The 23869-nt window shown below is 71.7% G+C and carries 22 protein-coding genes; 10 read left to right on the forward strand and 12 right to left on the reverse strand.

The window, feature by feature from the left end:
• Positions 1-76: 76 nt before the first annotated feature.
• A complete protein-coding gene (locus FRAAL_RS10585; protein ID WP_231861605.1) occupies positions 77-1297 on the reverse strand; it encodes an ABC transporter substrate-binding protein in 1221 nt (406 codons plus the stop codon).
• A gap of 750 nt (positions 1298-2047) precedes the next feature.
• The gene (locus FRAAL_RS10590) at positions 2048-2983 is read right to left on the reverse strand and encodes an aldose 1-epimerase family protein (protein ID WP_011603584.1); all 936 of its coding nucleotides are present in this window, start codon (positions 2981-2983) and stop codon (positions 2048-2050) included.
• A 218-nt stretch (positions 2984-3201) separates the two neighbouring features.
• Here FRAAL_RS10590 and FRAAL_RS10595 point away from each other — a divergent pair, with 218 nt between their 5' ends.
• Positions 3202-3717 carry a nitroreductase family protein gene (locus FRAAL_RS10595; RefSeq protein ID WP_011603586.1) on the forward strand — a complete coding sequence of 172 codons (516 nt, stop codon included), beginning with the start codon at positions 3202-3204 and terminating at the stop codon, positions 3715-3717.
• 115 nt (positions 3718-3832) lie between these two features.
• Here the strand turns inward: FRAAL_RS10595 and FRAAL_RS10600 are convergent, their stop codons facing one another.
• From FRAAL_RS10600 to FRAAL_RS10615, 4 genes are all read right to left on the reverse strand, one after another.
• Positions 3833-5074: an amidohydrolase family protein gene (locus tag FRAAL_RS10600; RefSeq protein WP_083866753.1), complete on the reverse strand. Its 1242-nt coding sequence runs from the start codon at positions 5072-5074 to the stop codon at positions 3833-3835.
• Positions 5075-5565: 491 nt separating this feature from the next.
• The gene (locus FRAAL_RS10605; protein WP_162137442.1) at positions 5566-5808 is read right to left on the reverse strand and encodes a hypothetical protein; all 243 of its coding nucleotides are present in this window, start codon (positions 5806-5808) and stop codon (positions 5566-5568) included.
• Between the two features lie 141 nt (positions 5809-5949).
• Positions 5950-6678: a nitroreductase family protein gene (locus FRAAL_RS10610; RefSeq protein ID WP_157892040.1), complete on the reverse strand. Its 729-nt coding sequence runs from the start codon at positions 6676-6678 to the stop codon at positions 5950-5952.
• A 97-nt stretch (positions 6679-6775) separates the two neighbouring features.
• Positions 6776-8524, reverse strand: a complete 1749-nt coding sequence (locus FRAAL_RS10615; protein ID WP_041939125.1) for a purple acid phosphatase family protein — start codon at positions 8522-8524, stop codon at positions 6776-6778.
• Between the two features lie 351 nt (positions 8525-8875).
• Between FRAAL_RS10615 and FRAAL_RS10620 the strand changes: the two genes are divergently transcribed.
• From FRAAL_RS10620 to FRAAL_RS10625, 3 genes are all read left to right on the forward strand, one after another.
• Complete coding sequence (locus FRAAL_RS10620; RefSeq protein WP_011603593.1) at positions 8876-9538, forward strand: FMN-dependent NADH-azoreductase; 663 nt, start codon at positions 8876-8878, stop codon at positions 9536-9538.
• Positions 9539-9892: 354 nt separating this feature from the next.
• Entirely contained in the window at positions 9893-10087 is a 195-nt protein-coding gene (locus FRAAL_RS31550) for a DUF1918 domain-containing protein (RefSeq protein ID WP_083866992.1), read from the forward strand.
• Positions 10084-10539: a response regulator gene (locus FRAAL_RS10625; RefSeq protein ID WP_011603595.1), complete on the forward strand. Its 456-nt coding sequence runs from the start codon at positions 10084-10086 to the stop codon at positions 10537-10539. The genes FRAAL_RS31550 and FRAAL_RS10625 overlap by 4 nt, the downstream gene beginning before the upstream one ends.
• A 43-nt stretch (positions 10540-10582) precedes the next feature.
• Here the strand turns inward: FRAAL_RS10625 and FRAAL_RS10630 are convergent, their stop codons facing one another.
• Positions 10583-11311, reverse strand: a complete 729-nt coding sequence (locus FRAAL_RS10630) for a GAF domain-containing protein (RefSeq protein ID WP_041940384.1) — start codon at positions 11309-11311, stop codon at positions 10583-10585.
• A 278-nt stretch (positions 11312-11589) separates the two neighbouring features.
• Here FRAAL_RS10630 and FRAAL_RS10635 point away from each other — a divergent pair, with 278 nt between their 5' ends.
• Entirely contained in the window at positions 11590-13563 is a 1974-nt protein-coding gene (locus FRAAL_RS10635; RefSeq protein WP_041939126.1) for a hybrid sensor histidine kinase/response regulator, read from the forward strand.
• Positions 13564-13715: 152 nt separating this feature from the next.
• Here the strand turns inward: FRAAL_RS10635 and FRAAL_RS10640 are convergent, their stop codons facing one another.
• Entirely contained in the window at positions 13716-14168 is a 453-nt protein-coding gene (locus tag FRAAL_RS10640) for a pyridoxamine 5'-phosphate oxidase family protein (RefSeq protein WP_011603598.1), read from the reverse strand.
• Between the two features lie 205 nt (positions 14169-14373).
• Between FRAAL_RS10640 and FRAAL_RS10645 the strand changes: the two genes are divergently transcribed.
• On the forward strand, positions 14374-15144 hold the full coding sequence (locus FRAAL_RS10645; protein WP_041939127.1) for an enoyl-CoA hydratase-related protein: 771 nt from the start codon (positions 14374-14376) through the stop codon (positions 15142-15144).
• Positions 15145-15188: 44 nt separating this feature from the next.
• Here the strand turns inward: FRAAL_RS10645 and FRAAL_RS10650 are convergent, their stop codons facing one another.
• Together FRAAL_RS10650 and FRAAL_RS10655 are read right to left on the reverse strand one after the other, a co-directional pair.
• On the reverse strand, positions 15189-15443 hold the full coding sequence (locus FRAAL_RS10650; RefSeq protein ID WP_011603600.1) for a Txe/YoeB family addiction module toxin: 255 nt from the start codon (positions 15441-15443) through the stop codon (positions 15189-15191).
• Positions 15440-15682, reverse strand: a complete 243-nt coding sequence (locus FRAAL_RS10655) for a type II toxin-antitoxin system Phd/YefM family antitoxin (RefSeq protein ID WP_231861697.1) — start codon at positions 15680-15682, stop codon at positions 15440-15442. Before FRAAL_RS10655 ends, FRAAL_RS10650 begins: the two co-directional genes overlap by 4 nt.
• Before the next feature lie 169 nt (positions 15683-15851).
• On the opposite strand from FRAAL_RS10655, the gene FRAAL_RS10660 reads away from it, so the two are divergent.
• From FRAAL_RS10660 to FRAAL_RS10675, 4 genes are all read left to right on the forward strand, one after another.
• Complete coding sequence (locus FRAAL_RS10660; protein ID WP_011603602.1) at positions 15852-18176, forward strand: FdhF/YdeP family oxidoreductase; 2325 nt, start codon at positions 15852-15854, stop codon at positions 18174-18176.
• Positions 18176-19108 carry a formate dehydrogenase accessory sulfurtransferase FdhD gene (gene fdhD, locus FRAAL_RS10665; protein ID WP_041939129.1) on the forward strand — a complete coding sequence of 311 codons (933 nt, stop codon included), beginning with the start codon at positions 18176-18178 and terminating at the stop codon, positions 19106-19108. Before FRAAL_RS10660 ends, fdhD begins: the two co-directional genes overlap by 1 nt.
• A 98-nt stretch (positions 19109-19206) precedes the next feature.
• Complete coding sequence (locus FRAAL_RS10670) at positions 19207-20736, forward strand: CYTH and CHAD domain-containing protein (RefSeq protein ID WP_041939130.1); 1530 nt, start codon at positions 19207-19209, stop codon at positions 20734-20736.
• A gap of 525 nt (positions 20737-21261) precedes the next feature.
• Entirely contained in the window at positions 21262-22026 is a 765-nt protein-coding gene (locus FRAAL_RS10675) for a flavodoxin domain-containing protein (RefSeq protein WP_041939131.1), read from the forward strand.
• Positions 22027-22040: 14 nt separating this feature from the next.
• Here FRAAL_RS10675 and FRAAL_RS10680 read toward each other — a convergent pair whose 3' ends face one another.
• Together FRAAL_RS10680 and FRAAL_RS10685 are read right to left on the reverse strand one after the other, a co-directional pair.
• Positions 22041-22964, reverse strand: coding sequence for an LLM class F420-dependent oxidoreductase (locus FRAAL_RS10680; RefSeq protein WP_011603606.1), 924 nt, complete (start codon positions 22962-22964; stop codon positions 22041-22043).
• A gap of 25 nt (positions 22965-22989) precedes the next feature.
• The gene (locus tag FRAAL_RS10685) at positions 22990-23778 is read right to left on the reverse strand and encodes a TetR/AcrR family transcriptional regulator (protein ID WP_063822627.1); all 789 of its coding nucleotides are present in this window, start codon (positions 23776-23778) and stop codon (positions 22990-22992) included.
• Between the last annotated feature and the right edge of the window lie 91 nt (positions 23779-23869).

A 23869-nucleotide genomic window follows, 5' to 3' on the forward strand; every position in this document is an offset into this window, starting at 1 on the left:
GCCGGCGGGCGCGGTCCTTTCAGGTCCAGGAGTGGTGCCGTGGCGACGAGCTGTGCCGTGGCCGAGATCGGCGCGACTACTTGCTGCCGACCTGGAGGATCTGATCGAGATCCGCCTCGGTGGTGTGGTAGTTGAAGAACTTCTGGTAGAAGCTGCGGGTCTCGGAGCGGATGTCGACGTCGGTGAACAGATCGGGGTGCAGCACCTTCGCCGCCCACTGGATCTGCAGGGCCTCCTCCGGACCGAACCGGTCCCACGGGTAGAGACCCTGCGGGTTGAGGTAGACCCGATTGGCCTTGACCGCCTTCAGGTCGGCCCAGCCCGGTGACTTCGCCAGGTTGTCGACGACGGACTGGGCGGAGTTGGCCGCCAGTCCCTGGTCACCACCCGGTGTCTCGATGATCAGCACATCCGGGTTCCACTGCAGGAGCTGCTCCATCGACACCGTGACGTGCGTGCCCTTCACTCCGCTCGCGGAGTCGGTACCGCCGGCGATCTTGATCCAGCCGTCGATGAGGGACTTCCCGCCGTCGACGACCACGGGCGGGTAGCTGGCGATGTGCACCACGCTCGGCTTGTCCGTCTCCGGCAGCTTCGCCAGCCGGGACTGCACCATGGCCAGCTTCGCGTTCACGTAGTCGGCGTATTCCTTGGCCTTGGTGACGGCCGTTCCGCCGTACACCCTGCCGGCGAGCTGAATGGACGGGGCGAGCTGCGGGAAGGTGTCGAATGCCATGTTGACCGCCGGCAGTCCGGCCTGGGTGAACGGCGTCATGGTGTCGCCGCCGCTGATCGTGGAGACGACGTCCGGCTTGAGCTTGAGAAGCTCCTCCATGTTCACCTTGCCGCCGTTCCGGAAGAGCTCCGGAAGGTCGTTGACCCCCGGGAACACCTTTCGCAGGAACGGGATCGTCTTGACATTCTGCGGGATGGCCACCAGCTTGTCGCCGGCGCCGAGCATGATGTCGGTGACGGTATGGGCGGGGAACTGCTCGGCGATCCGGTCGACCTTCAGCGGGATGGTCGTCTTCTCTCCGGACACGCTGGTCACCACCTGGGTGGTGGGCGCGGGCGGGCTGGCGTCCGAGGAGGAGCTGCCGCAGCCGGCGGCCAGCGCCGCCACCGTGGCCGCCACTCCCAGGGCCAGCACCTGCCGGGACGCGACCGGCCAGGCCGCGACCGGCCGGAACAGGGCGCGGGTCGCCGATCCCGGCGTGCCGGTGCGACCGCTGCCGGGGTGAGGCTCGTTGGACGGGAGATGAGGCGAGCCGTGGGGACCGCCGCGATGGGTCGGCAAACCCGTCATGATGCGTCGCGAAAACACTGCCGAGCGTGATGCCACGTTCTTCCCCCGCCGGGCGAATAGGTTTCTGGAAACGAAACGTAATTACCTGCACACGGACGGTGTGTGCAACGATGCCAACCACGAACGAGCGGGCGATGCTTCGGCGCACCAGGACTCCGCGGAAGCGGCTGGAATGCACCATAGCCCCCGCATGTGCGCCTGTCACGCAGACAGGAACCCTGATCTGCGGAACTAGCCGGACTGCTGCCGAGCAGAAGCGGGGCTCGGGTAGCTGCGGTGCTGGTCCGGGGCGGTCCCGGCAGATGAGGGTGGCAGGCCGGATCGCGCCAAAAATTTTCCAGATTCGGATCCATAGGAAGATGAACTGCGGTCATCTGTCACCTGGACCGAAGATCTCACGGTATGTGGCCGACCTGTCGCCGCTGTCCTGGTGTGACGGTCGCGTGACGCGTAACAAATTCGTTTTTTACGAGTGCGCTGAACGTAACGTGCACAGCGGGATAGTCCGGGATGTGTTCGATCCCGTTCTCGTCCGGCCAGGACAAGATGGTCGCCGTTGACGATGCCTCGGGTCCGCCGCGCGCACGGGCCGGACGGGACGTCACGTCCGCATCTGCGGCCCGCGTCCGCATCTGCGGCCCCCGTCCGCGCCTTCGGCCCGCGTCCGCGGCCCGCGCCCACGGCCGACCTTCGCCAACCTGGCGGTCCCGCCCGGCGGGTGCCTCCACCGCCGGGCGCGGGTCAGCCGGCGGTGGCCTGGATGCCCCAGGTGCCGCCGACGGTCTCGGCGGGCTCGAGGACGCGCAGACCGTCCCCGCTGTTGAACGCGTTCGCCGGGCAGGTCAGCGGTTCGACGGCGATGCTGCGCCGACGCTCCTGCGGGCTCAGCGTGTCTCCCGTGAAGACCTGCACGTAGGGCCAGGTCTCGTCCATCCACACCGTCACCGAGCCGCCGCCGGGTGCGCCGAGCCGCACGCGCGCCCGCCCGTCCGGATCGCGGGCGAGGCCCGTGTAGCAGGTGTCCAGGGCGAGGGAGCCGACCGCGTGGGGGCGGCGGAAGTCGACGGGTGCGCCGGCGACCTCGCGCGCGCCGACCGGGATCGAGCGGTCGTCGGTCTCCAGCCACGTCGTCGCCGGGACGGTGAGTTCGACGTCGTCGGCCCGCACCGTGGCGCCGTCCGCCCCGACCGTCATCAGGTAGGGATGGGCGCCCATCCCGACGGGCGCCGGCTGGCCGCCCAGGTTGGTGGCGGTCATCGTGACGGCCAGGCCGTCGTCACCGAGGCGGTACTCCGCGGTGAAGCTCACGGTGAAGGGGTAGCCGCTCTGGGCGCGCAGGATGAACGAGGCGCGGGCGGCGGCCGGGCCGAGGCGGTCGAGCTGCCAGGCCGACCAGCGGGTCAGCCCGTGGCTGGCGTTGCCGAGCGGCACCTCGTTCACCGGGAGCTGGTGGTCGGTGCCACGGAACGTGTAGCGGCCGTTCGCGATCCGGTTGGGCCAGGGGAGCAGCAACTGCCCGCGCCCGCGGCTGGCCATCGCGTCGGCGCCGTAGCCGTCGAGGACGGGCACGCCGCCGATCCGGTACTCGCGCAGCCCGCCGCCGACCTCGGTGATGGTCACGCTGCTCTCGCCGTGCACGAGCTCCACCTGCCGCCCGGACGGCGCCAACGCCTCCACCACGTCCTCCTCATGCCCGCGCACCGCCGACACCGACCGGTCGGCGGCAGGGAGCGTCCTTACACATCCAACCAAGGATGAGCGCCGTCGGCCCGCCGGCACGGCACCCACGGGTGCCCCGGGACGTCGGGTGCGGTGCGTTGTGCACGGTCTGTGGGCTCAGACCGTGCACGACGTGCCGCAACCCGCCGCACCCCTGGTCCACTAGGGTCGACGGCGTGGAGACCTGGGATGCGATCCGTGCTCGTCGCAACGTCCGCAGCTACCAGGACCGGCCGGTGCCGGCCGAGGACCTGGAGCGGATCCTGGAGGCCGGCTGGCGGTCGCCGTCGGCGTCGAACCGCCAGCGGTGGGACTTCGTGCTCGTCACCGATCGGGCGGTGCTCGGCGAGCTGGCGACGATCTGGCGCGGCGCCGGTCACATCGCGAGTTCGGCGGCGACGATCGTGCTGGTGCTTCCCGAGCCGGAGTCGGACCGCTACCGGCTCATGGACGAGTACGACCTCGGCCAGGCGACCATGTTGATGCTGCTCACCGCGACGGATCTCGGCATCGGTGGCGGGCACTCGGCCGTCGGTGACCAGGAGGCCGCCCGCCGGATTCTCGGCGTGCCCGCCACCCACCGGGTGGCCTACATGATCGGTCTGGGCTACCCCGACGACGGGCCGCTGCGGCCGGTGGAACGCCTCGACCGTCGGCCCTACGACGAGGTCGTCCACCGCGGACGGTGGTAGTCCACCGCCGTCGGAGGTGGCCGTGCCGGCCGCTCCCGCTCGGTCGGTTGCTCCCCTGCGTTCGGGTGTTCCCCTGAGTTCGGGTGTTCCCGTCCGGTCAGGTACTCCCGTGCGGTCAGTGGCGGCCGGTGGCGAGTCGGGCGGCGATCGTCGGGAACAGGGCGAGTGCGTTGTCGCGGGCGATGGCGCGGCGGGTCGCCGGGTTCAGCGCCGGGTCGGCGAGGAACGCGTTGCGGCCCGCGAACACGGTGTCGGCGGGCACGGCGTTGTAGTCAGAGCCGTACAAAATCCGGCCGGCTCCGATGGCGGCCAGCAGGGACGGCGTGCTGTACGGGGACATGGGCCCGGCGGTGTCGACGAAGAAGCGGCGCAACGTCCGGTCGACGGTGGCGAGGTCGGTGCCGTAGCCGAGGCTGCGGCCAAGGGCGAGCCGGGCCGCCTGGTACGGAAAATAGCCACCACCGTGGGCGAGGATCCACCGTATCCGCGGATACCGGTTCAGCACCCCGTTGACGACGAGCTGGACGGCGGCGCGGGTCGTGTCGGCCAGGAAGTCGGCGACGAACGCCGGAACGGCGATGCCGGTCACTCCGGGCAGGGCGAACGGATGCACCAGGGCCACGGCGCCGCGCGCGTTCAGCTCGGCCATCACCGGCTCCAGCGTGGGATCCCCGAGATAGGTCAGGCCGTCGTGGGCCATGAGCAGGACACCGTCGGCGTGCAGGTCGTCGTAGGCGTGGCGGATCTCCGCGACGGCGATCTGCGGGGTGGCCCGGGGAACGTACGCGAGCAGACCGAACCGGGTGGGGTGGCCGCGCACGACGCCCGCGATCGTGTCGTTGGCGAGCCGGGCGAGCTGCGCGGCGAGCGCGGGCGTCGGCGTGAACTCGCTCGGGATCGCCGCGGACAGCACGGCCGTCGCGATGCCGGCGCGGTCCATCGTGTCGAGCGCGGCCGGCAGGGACCAGTGCGCGAACGGCGGTCCGCCCACTGGCGGTAGCTGGCCGTGTTCGACCAGCCAGGAGCGCACCTCGGCCGGCATCGCGTGATGGTGCACGTCGATCCGCCCGGTGGCCCCACTGGTGGCGTGGTCGGCCGTGCCGGCCTCGGTCGTTCCGGGCCCGGTTGTTCGCGTGTCGGTCGTTCCCGTGCTGGTCGTTCCGGTGCTGGTCGTCGCCGCCGCGACCGGGGCCGCCGCCGCGGCGCCGGCTCCGGCGACGACCGCGGTGCCGGCCCCGGCGACGACAGCAGCGAGGCCGACGGCGGCACGCCGGCTCGGCCCGCGACGCGAGCCCGGGCTCGGGCCCGGGCCGTCGTCTGCCTGGCTTCCGCCCCGTCCCCCGATTGCACTGGACATTTCCGCTCCGCTCCGTGTGATTCCGCCCGCTCTGCGGGCATTACGGCGCGCTCGCCGCCGGCGGCCTGACGGCGTTCGTCGAAAGCCGTCGAAATACCGATTCCTCGATCGGCGGAGATCTGCGCGTCGACGTTTCCCGGACCCGAACCCTCCTGGTCGGCGCGCGTGCCGAGGTAGGGAACGGGCTGTCGGGATTCGACAGGAATCACATTAGATCTGGCGGCGGATGGGGGCGAAAAATGTCGCCTACGGTACGCGTGGTCGGCCTTTGGCGGCCATCTCGGTGCTTACCGCTACGGATTTGGTCGCATCCGAGCCGTTCGCCCACATTGTGATGGTTGAGAGGTGTGACGGCACGACGCCGCCGGACAGCCCGGCCGCCGACGCGCTGGCCCTGCCCGCCGGGCCGCGTGGCTCGGGCGGAGGCGGGGACGGCGCCGGCTGGCCGACCCGTCTGACGATTCCGTGCGCGTGGACCACGGCCCGACCGGTCACTCGACGCGGGACACGTCCGGGACCGTGGGACAGGGCTGCTGCACTCTGGTCGGTTCGCTGCTCGACGTGCGGCCCCTGCTCGACGCCCCGAGCAACGACCGGAACTCCAGCAGGTCGTCGATCAGTTTGGCCGTGGTCGTGTCGCGAGAAAGCCGCCGCAGTTCGTTCAGCATCGCGTCAGTTTCCTCGACGGTGGGAAACTCATCGATCGAGGCGACCATCGTGACAATATCGGTCATAATACCCGCCACCTTTGTGATCCGCCAATGAGATCAGCCCCGGCACGTCGTTGGGCGGGACGCGACAAAGTAGGATCATACCCCGGTGTGGCGGGGTTCACTCCTCGTCAGGGCCGCCGATGCCGGCCACGACCGTGAACCTCAGCCGGCTGTCGGGGAGTCCGGTCGGCCACCCGGCGGCACCACGCTCGCCGAGCCGAACGCGGGGCCGTCGAAGGTGTCGATGCGGGTGAAGGTGCCGACCGGGTGGCGGGTCAGCCGGGTCGTGCGCCGGGCCGGATAGCCGAGGGCGAGCACGGCGGCGATGCCGTGGTCGGGCGGGAGGTGCAGCAGGGCGGCCGCCGCGGGCTCGCGCCGGGCGGCGAAGGTGGTCAGCGTCCCGCCGAGGTCGGCGTCGCGGGCCGCCAGCAGGATGTTCTGCGCGAATGGGTAGATCGACGCGCCGCCGACGACGCTCTGCCGGTCGAGGTCGACATCGGTCACCGCGAGCGCGGTGAGCCGCACGGCGAGGACGAGCAGGACGGGCACCTGGTCGAAGGCGTCGACGAACGCACTCGGCGCGGGGGTTCGGGCGGCGGCGTCGAGGTCGATCGCGGGGCCGTGCCAGCGGCCGTCCGGGCCGGGCGCGAACGGCCGCACCCCGGCGCGCTGTTGCGCCACGTACTCCCGCCAGCCCTCGCGAACCAGGTCACGCAGTTGCCGGCGCAGCTCGGGGTCGCGCACGACGAGCACGGCCCACGGCTGCTGGTTGCCGCCGCTCGGGGCGAACCGGGCGGCGTCGAGAACCTGTTCGAGCACCTCGTCCGGCACCGGCTCGGCGGTGAACTCCCGCACGGCACCGGCGGTGCGCATCACCTCACGCAGCTCCACGCCCGCGAGCCTAGCGCCGTTTTCCGCATAAGCCACACCTTCGCATGGCTGGCGCGGTGGCGCGGTCGGTCGTTGGTTGCCGTTCGTCGGCCAGCCGTCAGTCGGAGCGACGGCGGCGCAGGGTGAAGCGCTCCAACAGGGTGTAGGCGGGCGCCGGGTCGCCCGCCTGGACGCGGGGCGCGTGATGATAGCTCACGGTGATGGTGGTGGGCCCGCCGGGGCGGCTGCCGGGGTCGAGGTCGAACACGGCGATGCCGTACGGGTGGCCGCTGGCGTCCGGGCGGGCCGACCACACCGCTTCCTCGACCGCGTCGGCGGGCGATTTGGCGTAGGTGCCGGTGGAGGCGTTGCGGGTGATCTCCGTCCGCCTCGTGATCACCTTGCCCTGTCGGGCGCCGGTCGGGGTGGCGCCGTAGCTGTCGGTGGGGCCGCTGGTCCCGCCGCCGCCGAGGACCAGGTAGACGGTGCCGGCGTCGGTGTCGAAGGTGTCGGCGGTCGGGTCGGTGACGACGGGCCGCGGGCGCAGGGTGTCGACGGTCGCGCCGCCGGCGACCTCGGTCCCGCGGTCGCGGTCGAAGCCGCGGACCGGGAACGTCCGCTCGTAGTCGTGGTCGTGCCCGGAGACGACGAGGTCGACCTGGTAGCGGTCGAACAGCGGCAGCCACGCCTGGCGCAGACCGAGGTCGGAACCGTTGCCGGTGGCGGAGCTCGACAGCGGGCACTGGTGCGTCTGGACGATGATCCAGTCGATGGTGCGGTCGGCCCGGGCGGCGGCGAGGGTGCGCTCCAGCCAGCGGGTCTGCAGGTTGCCGCCGGGGGTGAGCGTGCCGTTCGGGCCGGCGGCGAGCGGGCCGGTGTACAGCCGGTTGTACTGGCTGTGACCGGCGGGGATCGTCGCAGCGCCGTTCGGCGGGACGACGTCGGTCGCCGCGAAGGCGCCGCCGTCCTGGTAGATGACGTCGTCGGCGTCCAGGGAGACGAACAGCGCCGAGCCGACCCGGTAGCTGTAGAAGTTGCCGGCCAGGCCGCGGATTCCGTTCGACGGCAGGCTGAACCGGGTCAGATACGACTCGTAGCCGTGCGGGCCGTTGCCGAACTCGATCTCGTGGTTGCCCAGCGCCGGCATCCACGGCCGGTTCGCCGCGGAGCGGGCCACGTTGACGCCGAAGTCGCGCCACACCGCCGGTTGCTGCGCGAACGTCAGGTTCGCGTAGCACAGGTCGCCGTTGAGCAGGTGGAACAGCGGCGCGAAGCGTTCGACCGCGTCCACGGCGTGAAACGCGTTGGGGGACGAGATGGTCCACGCCTTGTCGGTGGCCAGGTCGCCGTAGCTGGTGAAGCGGAACGGGAACCGGCCGCGGCGAGCGGTGGTGAACGTCCCGCCGGGGCCGCCAGAGCCGCCGGGGCCGCCAGGGCCGGCGGTGGACGGCCCGGCCGGGACCGGACCGTCGGCGGTGTCGACCTGGTAGACGTAGGCGGTGCCCGGGTCGAGGCCGCGCAACTTCGCGTGGTAGGTCACGACCCGCTGGCCGTTCAGGCCGTCGACGTAGGTCCGCTCCTCGGCGTCGACGAACCGGCCGAACCCGCCGGCCGCGGTGCCGAGCCGCACCCGCGGCCGGCGCACGGCGGCCGGCGACACCCAGGACACCGTCACCGCCGTCGCCGGGTCGTCGCCCCACCCCAGGTGCACCTGCTCGGGGGCGGTGTCCGGCCCGGTGCCCGCGAACGCCGGCTGCCGCCACAGGGTGGGGCCGGCGGCGACGGTCAGCCCGCCGCCGATCGCGGCCGTGCGCAGCATGGTGCGCCGGGACGGCCCGGCCGAGCTGGTCGTGGGGTTCGCGTCCATGGGCCGTGATGCTGTCGGGTCCGGCGGACGGTGAGCGGACGTGCACATGGCGACAACGGGACCATCAGGTGAACCTGGCCGTACGGTGCGACGGCGACGGCAACGGCAACGGCGGCGGCAACGGTGACGGCATCGGCGACGGCATCGGCGGCGACGGGGCGTCGGTGTCGCGGGGAGCGCCTGCTTCGGGGCGGGTTGCTGGCGTAAAGTCGGCGCTGCGTCGGCCGCGGTCACGCGGTCGGATCCCGTGGCGGGGCGGGAACGGCGGGGTTCGTGGCGGGGCGGGAACGTCGAGGGCCGCCAGGGCCGGGACGCGCAGGCGTGCCCGCCGCCCGCGAGCAAGGAGCGCGCATGCCCGGACTGCTGCACCTGGACTCCTCCGCCGACCTCACCGGCTCGACGACGCGGGCGCTGACCCGGACCTTCGCCGATACCTGGCGGGGGCTCGGCCCGCAGCACACGGTCACCTACCGCGACCTGCACACCGATCCGCCGCCGCATCTCAGCGACGCCGCGCTGCACTGGGCGCCGCGACTGCGCCGTCCGGGGGAGACGCCCGATCCCGCTGCCGCGGCAACGCAGGAGCGCCTGCTCGCCGAGCTGCTCGCCGCCGACGTGCTGGTCATCGGCGCGCCGATGTACAACTGGTCGATCCCGTCGACGCTCAAGGCGTGGATCGATCAGGTGCACGTCCTCGGCGTCACCGCGCCGTTCGACACCCGGGAGCAGCCGCTGGCCGGCCGCCCGGCCGTCGTCGTCTCCGCCCGCGGCGCGCAGTACGGCCCCGGCAGCCCGACGGCGGGCTGGGACCACGCGGTCCCGCCCGTCGAGCTGGTCCTCGGCCGCTCCCTCGGGATGGCGGTGACGGTCGTGTCGACCGATGCGACGCTGGCCTTCCGGGTGCCGGCGATGGCCGAGCTGCGCACGACGGCGAAGGCGGAACTCGACGCCGCCCACCGCTCCGTCATCGAGCTCGCCACCCGCCTCGGTCACCAGTCGGCCCCTGTCCGCTAGGCCACGGTCAACGTGGGGCCGCGGGGGCCGAACAGCGCCCTGTGGAGAGCGAGACGCTCTTGTCCTCAAACGCCGGCACATACAGGGGACCGCGCAGGACGTCGGGTTGGTCGTGCTTTTCACTCTGCAGGAGACGCCCTTGTCCGCCGGACCCGGGTCGCCACGAAGTGGTGCGGAATTCCGTGTCCGGGTAGAGTGATGTCATCCGGAGCAACGGCCTCGAATCTCTCCCGTTGTCATACACAGGTCGATCATCGGGTGGGAGCGTAGCCGAACGGAAGACTCCGTTCGGTGCGGGGGGCGGCGTTGCGAGGAGTTAGCGAGTCGATGGCGATGATTTATACCGGAAACACCATGTATGCCAGGGTCGGGGACCGGCTGATTCAGCAGGGCAGGCCGGGCCATGGCGAGCGCCACGGTGTGATCCTTGAAATTCGGGGGGAAGGGGGGAAGGCTCCGTACGTGGTCCGCTGGGACGACGGACGCCAATCGTGGTACATACCCGGCACGTCCCCGCCGACCGAACTGCGTGCGAGCCGCGACAGATGACCACGAATGTCACGTCGCCGGGGCCGTCGACCGCCCAGCAACGGTCGGAGCCGGCCCCGAAGCGGAGCGGGCAGACGATTCTCGTCGCGGATGACGAAGACGCCATGCGCGAGATCATGCGCCGGGTCCTCACCCGCAACGGATATCACGTTCTTACTGCCCCGTCCGCGGTCGAGGCGTGCACCATCGCCATCGAACATGTTGGTGAGATCGATCTCCTCCTCACCGATGTCATCATGCCGCGCATGCAGGGCAGGGAACTGGCCAACCGGATCAAGGCCGGGCGGCCGGCCATCCGCGTTCTCTACATGTCCGGGTATCCCCACCCCGTCCTCACGGCGCAGGGAAAACTGGAGGCAGACGTCTACCTGCTGGAGAAGCCCTTCACCGGACCGGTCCTGCTGGACAAGGTACGAGAGGTGCTCGACGGATCGCCACCCGCCTCCACGTGACCTGTGACCGGACAGCCCACAACAGGATGGTGGCCGGGTCGGCCTACTTGTTGGTCACGTCCGCGTTCTTCTTGGTTACGTCCAGGTTCGACAGGTTCCACACCTGGTGGGCCCTGGCCACGATCCTGGCCCCCTCCTTGTTCATCGCCTGAACAGTCTCAAGCGCACGGGCGGCGCTGTCGCCGACTCGGCTCATCACAGTGCTGATGGTCTGCAGGGCCGATGCCTGGTCGGACAGTCGCTTCGTGAGATCCTCGAGCAGCCGCTGATTTTGCAGAAGCAGCCGGGCATTCGCCACCGAAACAGCCGCCGGATCGGCGAACAACTCCCCGACCCGGACCGCGTCCTCGGCAAACGCGTCCCGTCCTGTCCCATACACGTTCAGGGACCCGATCAGGTCGCCCTCCACCTCCAGCGGCAACGAAAGCGCGCTTTCCACCCCTAGGCGGGCGGCCTCGACACCGAAACGGGGCCAGCGTGGTTCCGCCCCGAGCCTGGTCGAGATCTGGGTGCGCCGGTCCTTGCAGGCCTGGAGGCATGGCCCCTCTCCCAGCCTGTACTGCGCGTCGTCGACATCGCGGACGAACGGCGCACTCGCCACCACGGTGTCCGGCTGGCGCTCCTCTATCAGAGCCAGGCCGGCACCGTCGGCGCCGGGAATCGCCTGCGCCGCAAACATTGCAATTTTCGTCAGGACCGCCCGCAACGGCTCCGTCAGGGCTACCCCGGAGAGATCGGCAAGGCTCTTGCCTAGCTGATCATCGTCCGACATCGCGACCTCCAACTGATCGGGCGGCTACCGCTCTTCGAGCATAACCATCTGTTCGCGTACCACAACTTGATCTACCCGCCTCTGCTGTGGCCGCAGGGGAAATGGCAGCCGAAATCGACGAACTCCGATCGTTGGTCAATGAACATCGAAAAGGCCGTGGCCGGTCCAGAAGGATGGCTCGGCGCCGCTCCCGACGCGCGGCGAATCGTCTACGCACCTGCTAGCGTCGATCGCCGTCCACGTGAAGTAGGTGCGCGGATACCTGAGGGTGGAGTGTGATGGAGGATTCACCGACTGACCTGGCAAGCGGCTTTCTGGAGGCGGCGCCGGATGCGATTGTCGGGGTCCGGCCGGATGGGCGGATTGTTCTGGTCAACGCGCAGACCGAGCGTCTGTTCGGCTATGGCCGTGATGAGCTGGTCGGTCAGTCGATCGAGATTCTGGTGCCCGATGCCGCCCGCGGCGCGCATCCGGCACATCGTCGCGATTATCTGGCCGATCCGCGGCCACGGCTGATGGGGGCCGGCCTGGAGCTGGCTGCGCGTCGCCGTGATGGCAGTGAGTTCCCCGTGGAGATTGCGCTGTCCTCCATCGACACTCCCGACGGTCTCATCGTCGCCGCGGCCGTGCGGGATGTGACCGATCGTATTCGCGCGGAGGCGAGGTTTCGCGGTCTGTTGGAGGCGGCGCCGGATGCGATCATCGGAGTACGGCCGGATGGGCGGATTGTTCTGGCCAACGCGCAGTCCGAGCGTCTGTTCGGCTATGCTCGTGATGAGCTGGTCGGTCAGTCGATCGAGATTCTGGTGCCCGACGCCGTCCGCGCCGCGCATCCGGCACACCGTCGTGACTATCTGGCCGATCCGCAGCCACGGCTGATGGGCGTCGGCCTCGACGTGGCTGCGCGTCGCCGTGACGGCAGTGAGTTCCCCGCGGAGATCTCGCTGTCCTCCATCGACACCCCCGACGGTCTCATCGTCGCCGCGGCCGTGCGGGATGTGACCGGCCGCCTGGATGCCCGCCTCGAAAAGGAACGGCTGCGCGCCGAGGCGCAGCGCGGCCGCCTTGAGAGCCAACTCCACCAGTCGCAGCGACTCGAGAGCCTCGGTCAGCTCGCCGGTGGGGTGGCGCACGACTTCAACAACCTGCTCGGCGTCGTCATCAACTACGCCACGTTCGTCGCCGAGGAGATCGCTCAGGCCGCGGCGGCGGACGCAGACAAAGAGCGGTGGAGCGACGTCCAGCGCGATATCGACGAGATCCTACGTGCCGCCGATCGCGCCACCACCCTGACCCACCAGCTCCTCGCCTTCGGTCGCCGCGAGACCGTACAGCCCAGGGTCATCGACCTGAATCAGGTCGTCACCGACATGGAGCACCTGCTGCGCCGTACCCTGGGCGAACACATAGTGTTGCAGACCAGTCTCCATCCCGACCTGTGGCCTGTCATGGCCGACCCCGGCCAGATAGAGCAGGTCCTGACCAACCTCGCGGTCAACGCCCGCGACGCCATGTTCGGCGGCGGCGTCCTGACCATCGACACCACCAACGTCGACGCGGATTACGAGTACGCTGCCGAACGGCCAGACGTGAAAGTCGGCCGCTACACACAGTTCCGCGTGTCCGACAGTGGAACCGGCATGTCACCCGAACTCGTCGCCCGGGTCTTCGAGCCGTTCTTCACCACCAAGCCGAAAGGTGAGGGATCGGGCCTCGGACTGGCCACTGTCTACGGAATAATCAGTCAGGCCGGCGGACACTCCGCGATCTACTCCGAGCCCGGAGTCGGCACCACCATCAGATGTCTCCTTCCTGCTACCACCGCCAGGACGGTCACCGTCGACGAGGAGGCCACCCCCATAACCCCCGCGCGCGACGGGGAGACGGTTCTCCTCGTCGAGGACCAGTCCGCCATCCTCGAGGTCACCCGGCGCCTGCTCACCCGTAACGGCTACCAGGTTCTCACCGCAGGCTCCGCCCACGATGCCATCCCCATCGCCGCGGAGTACCCCGGCGAGATACATCTGCTCCTCACCGACGTCATCATGCCGCACATGCAGGGAAAGGAACTCGCCGACCGCATCCGCACCGTCCGGCCGGGTATCCGAGTGCTCTACATGTCTGGCTATGCGCACCCCGTTCTCACCACCCAGGGAAAACTCGACCCCGGTGTCATCCTGTTGGAGAAGCCCTTCTCCGAACATCTTCTCCTCGCCAAGGCCCGGGAAGCCCTCGACCTCGCTCCGGTGTGAGTCCCGGCCGGCGGTAAGGGCCCGGAGAAGCCTGGCAACCGCCTGGCGACGGCCGAGCCGCGCGGCCACGACGAAGGCGACGTTCGATGCCGCCCACCGCCGCGTCGTCATGCTCAACCGCCCGCCCCGGGCACCAGGGGGCCCGTCGTCCGTCAGAGCTTGCGGAAGTCCCAGCTGGTGATCTTCTCGGGGGTGAGGCGGAGCCAGCCGTGGCGGCCGTCGGGCTCGGTCGTGCCGCCGCCGGCGTACTTGGCGGCGAACAGGCGCTCCGGGACCTCCAGGTCGGGGTTCGGCACGTCGGCGCGCGGCGCCTCGCCGACCGGGGCGAACCGGCCGCGCAGTTCCACCCCCCGCAGCTCGCCGTAGCCGATCCCCGCGTCGACGAGCACGGCGGCGCGCGGGTCGCGGGCGAGGTCGGTCCACCGCTGGCTGCGCACGATCGACCACAGCCACAGCGCCTGGCCGTCCCACACGAACCACAGCGGCGTCAGGTGCGGGCCGTCGGGGCTGGCCGTCGCCACCCGGCAGACCCGCTCCTCGGTGAGGAAGGCGTCGATCTCCGCCCGCTCCATCGCGATCTTCCGGCCGCGTCGCTGTTCCTGCATGCGCACATCCTCTCGGGCGGACCGCGCCGACCGCGGCCGGAGCGCAAACATCGTTCCTGCAAGGCCAGAAGGCTATTCTGTGTCTCCAGCCGGCGCCGGTCATCCGCTCGGCGACGGCCCGGAGAGCCGGACCGGCCGGGCAGTTTGACGGGCGGGGCAGTTTGACGGGACGGGCAGCTTGACGGGACGGGGCGTGGAGCGGGCGATGACGGACCGGGACGCGCAACGGGTGGACGTCCACCGCGAGGGCCATGTGCTGATCGTGTCGATGCGCCGCGAGAGTCGGCGCAACGCGGTCGACCGGGCGATGGCCGACGCCCTCGATGACGCGCTGAACCTGCTCGACGACGATGACGACCTCTGGGTCGGCGTGCTCACCGGCACCCCGACGGTGTTCTGCGCGGGCAGCGACCTGACCGCCGGCGGCGACTACGTCACCGAGCGGGGCGGGGAATACGGCGTGGTCCGCCGGCGTCGTCGCACCCCGCTCATCGCCGCGGTCGAGGGCCCGGCGCTCGGCGGCGGCCTGGAGATCGTGCTGGCCTGCGACCTCGTCGTCGCGGGCGCGGGCGCCCGGTTCGGCCTGCCGGAGGTGACGATCGGCGTCGTCCCCACCTGCGGCGCGCTGTTTCGCGGCCCGCGGGCCCTGCCGCTGAACCTGGCCCGCGAGCTCATCCTCGTCGGCGATCCCTTCGATGCCCGGCGTGCCTACGAGGCGGGCCTCGTCAACGTGCTCGCCGAGTCCGGCGGGGCACTCGACGCCGCCCTGACGCTGGCCGAGCGGATCTGCCGCAACGCGCCGACCGCCGTGCGGGCCTGCCTCGCGGCCGTCGACGCCGCGGTCGCCCCGGCCGCCGACGCCGCCGGTTGGCAGGCCACCGCCGGCGCCCTCGACGCGATCCGCGACTCCGCCGACGCCGCCGAGGGCGTCCGCGCGTTCCTGGAGAAGCGCCCACCCGCCTGGACCGGCCGGTAGGCCACCGGAAGCGGGTCTCCTCAGGAGCTCTCGCCACCAGAGCCTCAGTAGTGGTACCTGCACTGGGCTATGCGAATCTGATCGTCACTGATCTTGTAGATCAGTCGATGTTCATCGTTGATGCGCCGAGACCAGTAGCCCTGGAAGCCATGCTTGAGCGGTTCGGGCTTGCCGATGCCGTCGTTGCCGTTCCGGGCTGTGTCCTGGATCAACATGTTGATGCGCTTGAGGATTTTACGGTTCTCCGTCTGCCACCAGACGTAGTCCTGCCACGCGTTCTCGTCCCAGACGAGCTTCACTCGGCGAGGTCGCGTACGGTGCCGGCGCCGTTTTCGAGGCGATCGATGGCGGCCAGCAGCCGGCGGGCGTTCTCGGGGCTGCGGAGAAGGTACGCCGTCTCCTTGAGGGACTGGTAGTCATCCAGAGAGACGATGACGACCGGCTCGTGACCGGCCCGGGTGATGACGATCTCCTCCCGGTCGTCCGCCACCGCGGTGAGGACCTCGGCATAGCGTGCTCGTGACTCCGAGTAGCTCATCGTCTTCACCGGACCTCCTTTGTACAAAAAGTTGTACGTAGGTGCGAGTGTACGTCCGCCCGGCAGTCATGGCGGCGGAGGCGGGGTGGCCGCGCGGTGGCCGCCGGCCCGGCCCGGCAGGCGCTGGTGCTGGTGGTGTCCGGCGTCGATCGCGAGGATGGTGGAGGTCATGGGTAGCGGCGGTGGGGACCTGGAGGATGACGACGCCCGGTTGCGGGTGGGGGCGCCCGCGTCGTCGGCGGCGGGGCTGCCGGGGGTGGGGCACGCGCTCGCGCAGTCGTGGGAGCGGATGGGGCCGGGCCGGGCGGTGCGGACGCTGCGGCTGGTCAACCAGGACCACGGGTTCGACTGTCCGGGGTGTGCGTGGCCGGAGCATGCGCCGGGGGAGCGGTCCGTCGTCGAGTTCTGCGAGAACGGCGCGAAGGCGGTGGCGGAGGAGGCGACCCGCAGCCGGGTGACGCGGGAGTTCTTCGCCGCGCATCCGGTGTCCGACCTCGCCGGTCGCTCCGGTCACTGGTTGGGCAGCCGCGGTCGGATCGTGGAGCCGATGTACCGGGCGCCGGGTGCGGATCGTTACGTCCCGGTCGGCTGGGACGAGGCGTTCGGGATCGTCGCCGCCGAACTGGCGGGGCTCGACAGCCCGGACGAGGCCGCGTTCTACACCTCCGGGCGGACCAGCAACGAGGCGGCGTTCGTGTGGCAGCTGTTCGCGCGGATGTTCGGGACGAACAATCTGCCGGACTGCTCGAACATGTGCCACGAGTCGTCGGGGGCGGCGTTGACCTCGACGATCGGAGTGGGTAAGGGGTCGGTGACGTTGGCCGATCTGGAGTCCGCGGACCTGGTGCTGGTGGTGGGGCAGAATCCGGGGACGAATCATCCGCGGATGCTCAGCTCGTTGGAACGGGTGAAGCGGGCCGGCGGCAGCATCGTCGCAGTCAACCCGTTGCCGGAGGCGGGCCTGCTGCGTTTTCGGAACCCGCAGCAGGTCCGGGGGATCGTGGGGCGTGGCACGGCGTTGGCCGACCAGTTCCTGCAGATCCGGCTGAACGGGGACATGGCGCTGTTCCAGGCGTTGTCGCGGCGGCTGCTCGACGCGGAGGACGCGGCCCCCGGCACGGTGCTCGACCATGCCTTCCTCGCCGAGCACACCAGCGGATTCACCGAGTTCGCCACACACGTTCGTGGGCATCTGTCCGAGGCCGACGTCGCCGCGGCGACGGGGCTCGCCGCCGCCGAGATCGACGAGCTGGCCGGCCGGGTGCTGGCCGCCGACCGGGTGGTGGTGTGCTGGGCGATGGGCCTGACCCAGCACGCCAACGCGGTCGCGACGATTCAGGAGGTCGTGAACTTCCTGCTGCTGCGGGGGAACATCGGCCGGCCGGGGGCGGGGGTGTGCCCGGTGCGCGGGCATTCCAACGTCCAGGGCGACCGCACGATGGGAATCTGGGAGAAGATGCCCGACGCGTTTCTCGACGCGTTGGGCGCCGAGTTCTCCTTCGCTCCGCCGCGGGCGCACGGCCACGACGTGGTGGAGACGATCCGGGCTATGCGCGACGGTCGGGTGCGGGTGTTCCTCGGCCTCGGTGGGAACTTCGTCGCGGCCGGGCCGGATTCGGCGGTGACCGAGGCGGCGATGCGGGCGTGTCGGCTGACGGTGCAGGTGTCGACGACCTTGAACCGTTCCCACGCGGTGACGGGGCGGGCGGCGTTGATCCTGCCGACGTTGGGGCGCACCGAGGTCGACGTGCGGGCCGGTGGGGCACAGCAGGTCAGCGTCGAGGATTCGATGGGCATGGTGCACGCCTCCCGGGGCACGCTGCCGCCGGCCGGGCCGGACCTGCGCTCGGAGGTCGCGATCGTCTGCGGGCTGGCCGAGGCCACCCTCGCCCGCCGGGCCGACGACTCGGTGGACTGGGCGGGGCTGGCCGGGGACTACCGGCGGATCCGCGGCCACATCGCCCGGGTGGTGCCGGGGTTCGAGGACTTCGACGCCCGGCTCGCCGCCCCGGGTGGCTTCCAGCTTCCGCATCCGCCGCGGGACAGCCGCACCTTCCCGACGCCGGACGGCCGCGCGGCGTTCACCGAGAACGTCTGCGAGGTGCTGCGCGTCCCGCCCGGGCACATGCTGCTGCAGACGGTGCGCTCCCACGACCAGTACAACACGACGATCTACGGGATGGACGACCGTTACCGCGGGGTCCGCCGGGGCCGTCGCGTCGTCCTCGTCCACCCGGACGACCTCGCCGCGCTCGGCCTCGCCGACGGTGTGCACGTCGACCTCGTCGGCGTGTGGACGGACGGCGAACGGCGGGCGGAGAACTTCCGGGCGGTGGCGTACCCGACCGCGCGGGGCTGCGCCGCCGCCTACTTCCCCGAGACCAACGTCCTGGTCCCGCTGGACTCCACCGCCGCCCGCAGCAACACCCCGACCTCCAAGTCGCTGCTCATCCGGCTGGAGCCGGCGCGCGGCCCGGTGGCAGGGGCGCGCTGATGGGGCGGGCGACAGCCCGGCGCAGGGTGACCCGGGTCCGGGCCGGGGTCGCGACGGCGGTCCGCCCGGACACGGTGGTCGGCGAGGAACCGCTGGAGATCCGGGTCGGCGGGCGGGCACTGGCGGTCACGATGCGCACCCCCGGCGACGACATGGACCTGGCGCTGGGCTTCCTGCTCGGCGAAGGCATGATCGCCGGAGCCGCCGACGTGGCCTCGATGCGCTACTGCGTCGGGAGAAGCGAGGCGTCCGGGAGAAGCGAGGCGTCTGGGAGAGGCGAGGCGTCTGGGAGAGGCGAGGCGTCCGGGAAGGGCGAGGCGGCTGGCGGGGACGGTGCGGTCGACGCCGACGGGCGGCCGACCTACAACGTGCTCGACGTGGCGCTGGCCCCCGGGGTCGCCCCGCCCGAGGTCGACGTGACCCGCAACTTCTACACCACCAGCTCCTGCGGCCTGTGCGGGAAGGCCAGCATCGACGCGGTCCGGCTGCGCAGCCGGTTCACCGTCGCCGACGACCCGCTGCTGCTCGACGCGGCGACCGTGACCGGCCTGCCCGACGCGCTGCGGGCGGGGCAGCGGCTGTTCGCCACCACCGGCGGGTTGCACGCGGCGGCGCTCGCCGGCGTCGACGGCGTGCTGCGGGCCGTGCGGGAGGACGTCGGCCGGCACAACGCGGTCGACAAGGTGATCGGCGCGGCGGTGCGCGACGGTCTGGTGCCGCTGAGCGGCCACGCGCTGGTCGTCAGCGGCCGGGCGTCGTTCGAGCTGGTCCAGAAGGCGTGGATGGCCGGCGTGCCGATGCTCGTCGCGGTGTCCGCGCCCTCGACGCTGGCGGTGGATCTCGCCGAGGAGGCGGGGATGACCCTCGCCGGGTTCGTCCGCGGCGACTCGATGAACATCTACACCGGCGCCCACCGGGTCGCGCTGGCCTGACCGCCGTGACTCGCCACGCGGTCCCACCTCGTGCCGGCAGGGTTTTTCGGCCGCGGGCCGGGCATCAGTGCGCTGATCGCACCGGATGGAGGCCAGTCGTGGCAGTGACGCATGAGGTCGAGCGCAAGTTCGCGGTGGACGAGATGTTCGCGCTCCCCGCCTTCGACAGAGTGCGGGGGGTCGCCTCCGTCGCCGAGCCGGACGAGCGGCACCTCGACGCCGTCTACTACGACACCGACGACCTGCGCCTGGCCCGCAACAGCCTGACGCTGCGCCGCCGGGAGGGCGGCGCCGACGAGGGCTGGCATCTGAAGATCCCCACCGCAGACGGGGCCCGCGACGAGATCGGCCGCCCGCTCGGCGAACCGTCGCAGATCCCGCCGGAGCTGCTGGACCTCGTCGCCGTGCGGCTGCGGGGCGCCGCGCTTCGACCGGTGGCGTCGATCACGACGGTCCGGCGCACCCGGCGGTTGCGCGACGCCGCCGGCCACGACCTCGTCGAGGTCGCCGACGACCAGGTCAACGCGCGGACGATGGGGGAGCGCACCATCGTGTCGCGGTGGCGGGAGGTCGAACTCGAGGCGCTCGTCCCGGCCGGGGTGGACGTGCTGCCCGCCGCCAGCAAGGCCCTGCACCGGGCCGGTGCGCGGCCCGCGCCGTCGCCGTCGAAGCTGCGGCGCGCCCTCGCCGTCGAGCTCGGCGCGCCCGACGTCCAGCCCGGCCCGGCCCGGCTCGCCGCCTCCGACACCGCCGCCCAGGTCGTCCACGCCTACCTGGCGGAGCACACCGCGGCGCTGCTCGACCGCGATCCGGCGGTGCGCGTCAACGCGCCCGAGGCCGTCCACGACATGCGGGTCGCGGCCCGGCGGCTGCGCAGCACCGTCCAGACCTTCCGGCCGCTGTTCGACGCCGAGCGCGCCGCCGAGATCGAAGCCGGCCTGCGCGAGATCGGCGAGGTGCTCGGCCGGCCCCGCGACGCCGAGGTGCAGCTCGCCCGCTTCACCGGCGAGCTCGCCGGGCAGCCCGTCGAGCTGCTGCTCGGCCCGGTGGCCGCCCGCGTCCAGGAGTCGCTGCTCGGCGAGCGGCTGCGCAGCCGGGAGGAGGCGCTGGCCTACCTGCGCGGCGAGCGGTACCTCGGGTTCATCGAGGCGCTGCTCGCCTTCGTCGCCGACGTCGGGCAGACCGAGCGGGCCCGCCGCCCCGCCGGCACGGTGCTGCCCAAGCTCGTCGCCAAGGCGGACCGTAAGCTCACCCGGCGGGTCGCACGCGCCCGGCGGGCCCCCGCGGGCTCCGAGCGCGACCTCGCCTACCACGGTGCCCGTAAGGCCGCGAAGCGGCTGCGCTACGCCAGCGAGCTGATGGTGCCCGTCCACGGCCGCGACGCGGCGGCGCTCGCGACGGCGGCGAAGCGGATCCAGAACGAGCTCGGCGAGCACCAGGACTGCGTCGTCGCGCAGACCCGCCTGCGCGCCTTCGCCGTCGCCGCGAACCTCGCGGGCGAGTCGTCCTTCACCTACGGCCTGCTCGCCGGGGACGAGCGAGCCCGCGCGGCCGCCACCCGGGCCGCCTTCGACGCCACCTGGGCGCGGGCCTCGCGCCCCCGCCTGCGTCGCTGGCTGCGCGGCTGACCGTTACGCCGAGAGCGTTGCATTGCGGTGCGGTGCGGTGCGGTGCGGTGCGGTGCATTGCGGTGCGGTGCACGCGGTCTGCTCGGCTCAGACCGCGCTGCACGCACCGCAACCCCTGGCCTGGCCCGCGCCGGGGCGGAACAGGCGGCGAGGGCGGGGACGGGTGGCACGGAGGTGCCGTCCGGCGGTGTCCGGGCCGGTCGTCGGCGCGGGCTGACGCCGGCCGCTGCGATGCGCGGCAGTCGGCGCGGGCGGGACCGTCCGGGCCGCCGTCCCGGCCGGCCGGCGCCGGCTGTTCGGGGGTGTGACCGGGGCAACCACCGCCGACCCGTGGTGACCGCGGGTCGGTGCGTGGCGTGCACCGGGGTCCGACCGTGCCCGTCGGACCGGGTCCGGATGGCCCGCCGGACGTGACGTTCGACTGATGGTGTGTGCCCCGCCACGGATGTCCACTGGGTTACGGGCTCGAGTCGATCGCGTGCGGTCCACCTCGACGGCCCTGGACGCAAGGTTGGGAGGGGTGCCATGACGCGAGCTCTGGTGGCGTTCGGAACCGGGTGTGGCGGGGCCGGCGACCTGGCCGCGATGATCGGTGCGGCGTTGAGCGCCCGCGGTCTCGACGCCGACGTGCTGCCGGCGCGGCAGGTGCGGGAGGTGGCGTCCTACGACGCGGTCATCGTCGCCGGGGCGCTGTTCGCCGGACGGTGGGCCTGCGACGCGCGCCGGCTCGTGCGCCGGCGCCGCGCCGGGCTGTCCCGGCTACCGGTGTGGCTGGTCAGCAGCGACCCGCGCGCCGACGCCGCCGTCACCTGGCCCGGCAGCCACGGCGGGCCGAGCGGGCCGAGCGGGCCGGCCGAGTGGGGCGCCCCGGCCGGATCGCAGGGCGCGGGCGCGCGGCTCGGCGGGGCGGAGGCGGTCGGTCCGCAGCCGGCCGCGCAGGTCGCCGAGCTCGCGACGCTGATCGGCGCCCGGGGCATGGTGACCTTCGACGGCCCGCACCGTTCCGGTCGCGCCGCCCAGCCCGCCGCCGCTGCCGCCCGGGCGGCGGCGGGCAACCGGCACCGCCCGGCGCAGCTCGCCGCATTCGCCGACGCCGTGATCGCCGCGGCCCCGCCGCGTGTCCTGCGGGCCGTGCCGGCCTGGGGTCCCGGGTCCGGGCAAGCAGGGGCCGGTCGGCGTAACCACCGGTCGGCCCGGATGCGGCTGGTCGGCGCGGCCCCCCGCCCGCGCCCGTCGTCCGACGCGCTCCAGGGCTCCGCCGACGACGCCGACTACTGGGTCACCGGCTAGCCGCTCGTAGGCGGTCAGTCCTTGGCGAGGATGATCTCCTCGCCGAAGCGGCGCACCGTCTCCTCGGACGCCCCGGGATCGTCGCCGATCACGTTGAAGATGAGCCAGTCCACGCCGAGACGCTCGTAGGCGGCGACCTCGGCCCGGACCTGCTCGGTGTTCCAGCCCTGCCGGACGTCGATCAGGGACAGGACCCCGCCGAGGACGACGGTGACCTCCTGCGGGTCGCGGCCCGCGGCGGTCGTGGCGTCGCGCAGCCTGTCGATGCGCTCGCCGACGGCGGCCGCATCGGGCACGTGGGCGGTGCGGATGGTGCCGGCCAGCGTCTCGGTGGTGAGGGTGAACAGGGCGCCGCCGCCGAAGCGGGCCGCCCGCTCCAGGCCCCACCTGCTGTTCGCGTGCACCCACAGCGGCGGGTGCGGTCGTTGGATCGACGGCGGCCGCAGCGCGGTGCCGGACGTCTCGAAGCCGATTCCCCGGTGGGAGATCTCCTCGATGTCGGTGTCCGCCGTGAGGATCTCCAGCGCCTCGTCGAACAGCTCGCGCCGTCGGTCGAAATCGGCGCCGGAGGCGCGGAACTCACCGCGCAGATAGCCGGTGCCGACGCCGACGACGAGCCGCCCGCCGCTGAGCCGGTCCAGCGTGCGGATCTGGTGCGCGGTGAATAACGGATTACGGTAGGGCAGCACGGTGACCAGTGTGATCAACGTGATGTCCTCGGTCAGCGCGGCGCAGAAGGCCAGGGACGAGAAAGGTTCGGAACTGCCCTCGCCGCCGGCGTGCGTCCATTTCGTGGACGGGGCCGGGTGATCGGTGAAGGCGATGCCGGACCACCCGCTCTCCTCGACCGCCCGCACCCACGGGGTGATGTTCCGCTGGTCCAGCACCTCGGGCCGCCACCGCGGGTCACCGATGCCGTGTTGCACGCCGAACTTCATGGGTCCGCCTCCTCGATCTTCCTGGTTAGGTCGCGTCCTTTCCGGGATCGGGCCGGTGCTGCACGCCGATGGCCCGGCTCAGGAACTCGTGGATCGTGGCCCTGACGGTTTCGCCGTCATTGGTCTCGATCCCGTCGCGACGCCGCAGGAGGACATTGTTCACAATGTCCTGGATCATGATCGAATCGGTGGTCGGCCGGGTGTGCCGGAAGATGCCCGCCGCGGCGCCGGCCTCGAGGGCCCGGACCAGCGGAGCCCTGTTCAGCTCCTGATGCCGCGCGAGCGCCTCGGCATAGCCGGCGACGCGGTGAAGCTCGAGCGTCTGCATGACGAGGGTCCGGCGATGCCGCCGGGGTTCGAAGGCGAGCTGGATGTGGAAGCGGATCCAGGCGCCGACCGCCGTGTACGGATCGGGTGTGCTGGCCAACCGCTGCGTGAGCTGGGCCGTGGCCCGTTCGCTCTCCTCTTCGAACATCGCCAGCAGGAGCTGGTCCTTCGACGTGAAGTGCCGGTAGAACGCCCGGGTCGACAGCTGCGCCTCGGCGAGGATCTCGCTGACGGTGACGGAGCCCGTATCCGCCCGAGCCAACACCCGGTACGCCGCCCGAATCATCATCGAGCGTTCTTCCTCGGGTGGGTGGGCGAGCGGCCGGCCGATGCGGCGCCGAGGGGTGTCCGCCTGCGTACCCTCGACGGACCGCGAACCGCCGTCGGCCCGCACATCCCCGTCGGCCCGCACATCCCCGTCGGCGGGCGCATCCCCGTCTACACGCGCATCTTCGTCGGTCGCCGTCAGGTTCTGCGCACGGGGCATGGCAGCCCTGCCTCCTGCTGGGGACCGTCGGCGCTCGTCGGAAGGGGTTCGGGACGCCCGATGCTATCGAATCGCCCACCGTGGCGGACCC

Origin of the sequence: Frankia alni ACN14a, assembly GCF_000058485.1 — a bacterium.
Taxonomy (GTDB): domain Bacteria; phylum Actinomycetota; class Actinomycetes; order Frankiales; family Frankiaceae; genus Frankia; species Frankia alni.

Excerpts from the sequence above, each read along its gene's own strand:
- FRAAL_RS10615 (WP_041939125.1), bottom strand. The coding sequence starts at position 8,524 with ATGGACGCGAACCCCACGACCAGCTCGGCCGGGCCGTCCCGGCGCACC.
- FRAAL_RS10625 (WP_011603595.1), top strand. The coding sequence starts at position 10,084 with ATGACCACGAATGTCACGTCGCCGGGGCCGTCGACCGCCCAGCAACGG.
- FRAAL_RS10660 (WP_011603602.1), top strand. The coding sequence starts at position 15,852 with ATGGGTAGCGGCGGTGGGGACCTGGAGGATGACGACGCCCGGTTGCGG.
- fdhD (WP_041939129.1), top strand. The coding sequence starts at position 18,176 with ATGGGGCGGGCGACAGCCCGGCGCAGGGTGACCCGGGTCCGGGCCGGG.
- FRAAL_RS10685 (WP_063822627.1), bottom strand. The coding sequence starts at position 23,778 with ATGCCCCGTGCGCAGAACCTGACGGCGACCGACGAAGATGCGCGTGTA.
- FRAAL_RS10635 (WP_041939126.1), top strand. The coding sequence starts at position 11,590 with ATGGAGGATTCACCGACTGACCTGGCAAGCGGCTTTCTGGAGGCGGCG.
- FRAAL_RS10680 (WP_011603606.1), bottom strand. The coding sequence starts at position 22,964 with ATGAAGTTCGGCGTGCAACACGGCATCGGTGACCCGCGGTGGCGGCCC.
- FRAAL_RS10645 (WP_041939127.1), top strand. The coding sequence starts at position 14,374 with ATGACGGACCGGGACGCGCAACGGGTGGACGTCCACCGCGAGGGCCAT.
- FRAAL_RS10675 (WP_041939131.1), top strand. The coding sequence starts at position 21,262 with ATGACGCGAGCTCTGGTGGCGTTCGGAACCGGGTGTGGCGGGGCCGGC.
- FRAAL_RS31550 (WP_083866992.1), top strand. The coding sequence starts at position 9,893 with ATGTATGCCAGGGTCGGGGACCGGCTGATTCAGCAGGGCAGGCCGGGC.
- FRAAL_RS10640 (WP_011603598.1), bottom strand. The coding sequence starts at position 14,168 with ATGCAGGAACAGCGACGCGGCCGGAAGATCGCGATGGAGCGGGCGGAG.
- FRAAL_RS10620 (WP_011603593.1), top strand. The coding sequence starts at position 8,876 with ATGCCCGGACTGCTGCACCTGGACTCCTCCGCCGACCTCACCGGCTCG.
- FRAAL_RS10600 (WP_083866753.1), bottom strand. The coding sequence starts at position 5,074 with ATGTCCAGTGCAATCGGGGGACGGGGCGGAAGCCAGGCAGACGACGGC.
- FRAAL_RS10605 (WP_162137442.1), bottom strand. The coding sequence starts at position 5,808 with ATGACCGATATTGTCACGATGGTCGCCTCGATCGATGAGTTTCCCACC.
- FRAAL_RS10630 (WP_041940384.1), bottom strand. The coding sequence starts at position 11,311 with ATGTCGGACGATGATCAGCTAGGCAAGAGCCTTGCCGATCTCTCCGGG.
- FRAAL_RS10655 (WP_231861697.1), bottom strand. The coding sequence starts at position 15,682 with ATGAGCTACTCGGAGTCACGAGCACGCTATGCCGAGGTCCTCACCGCG.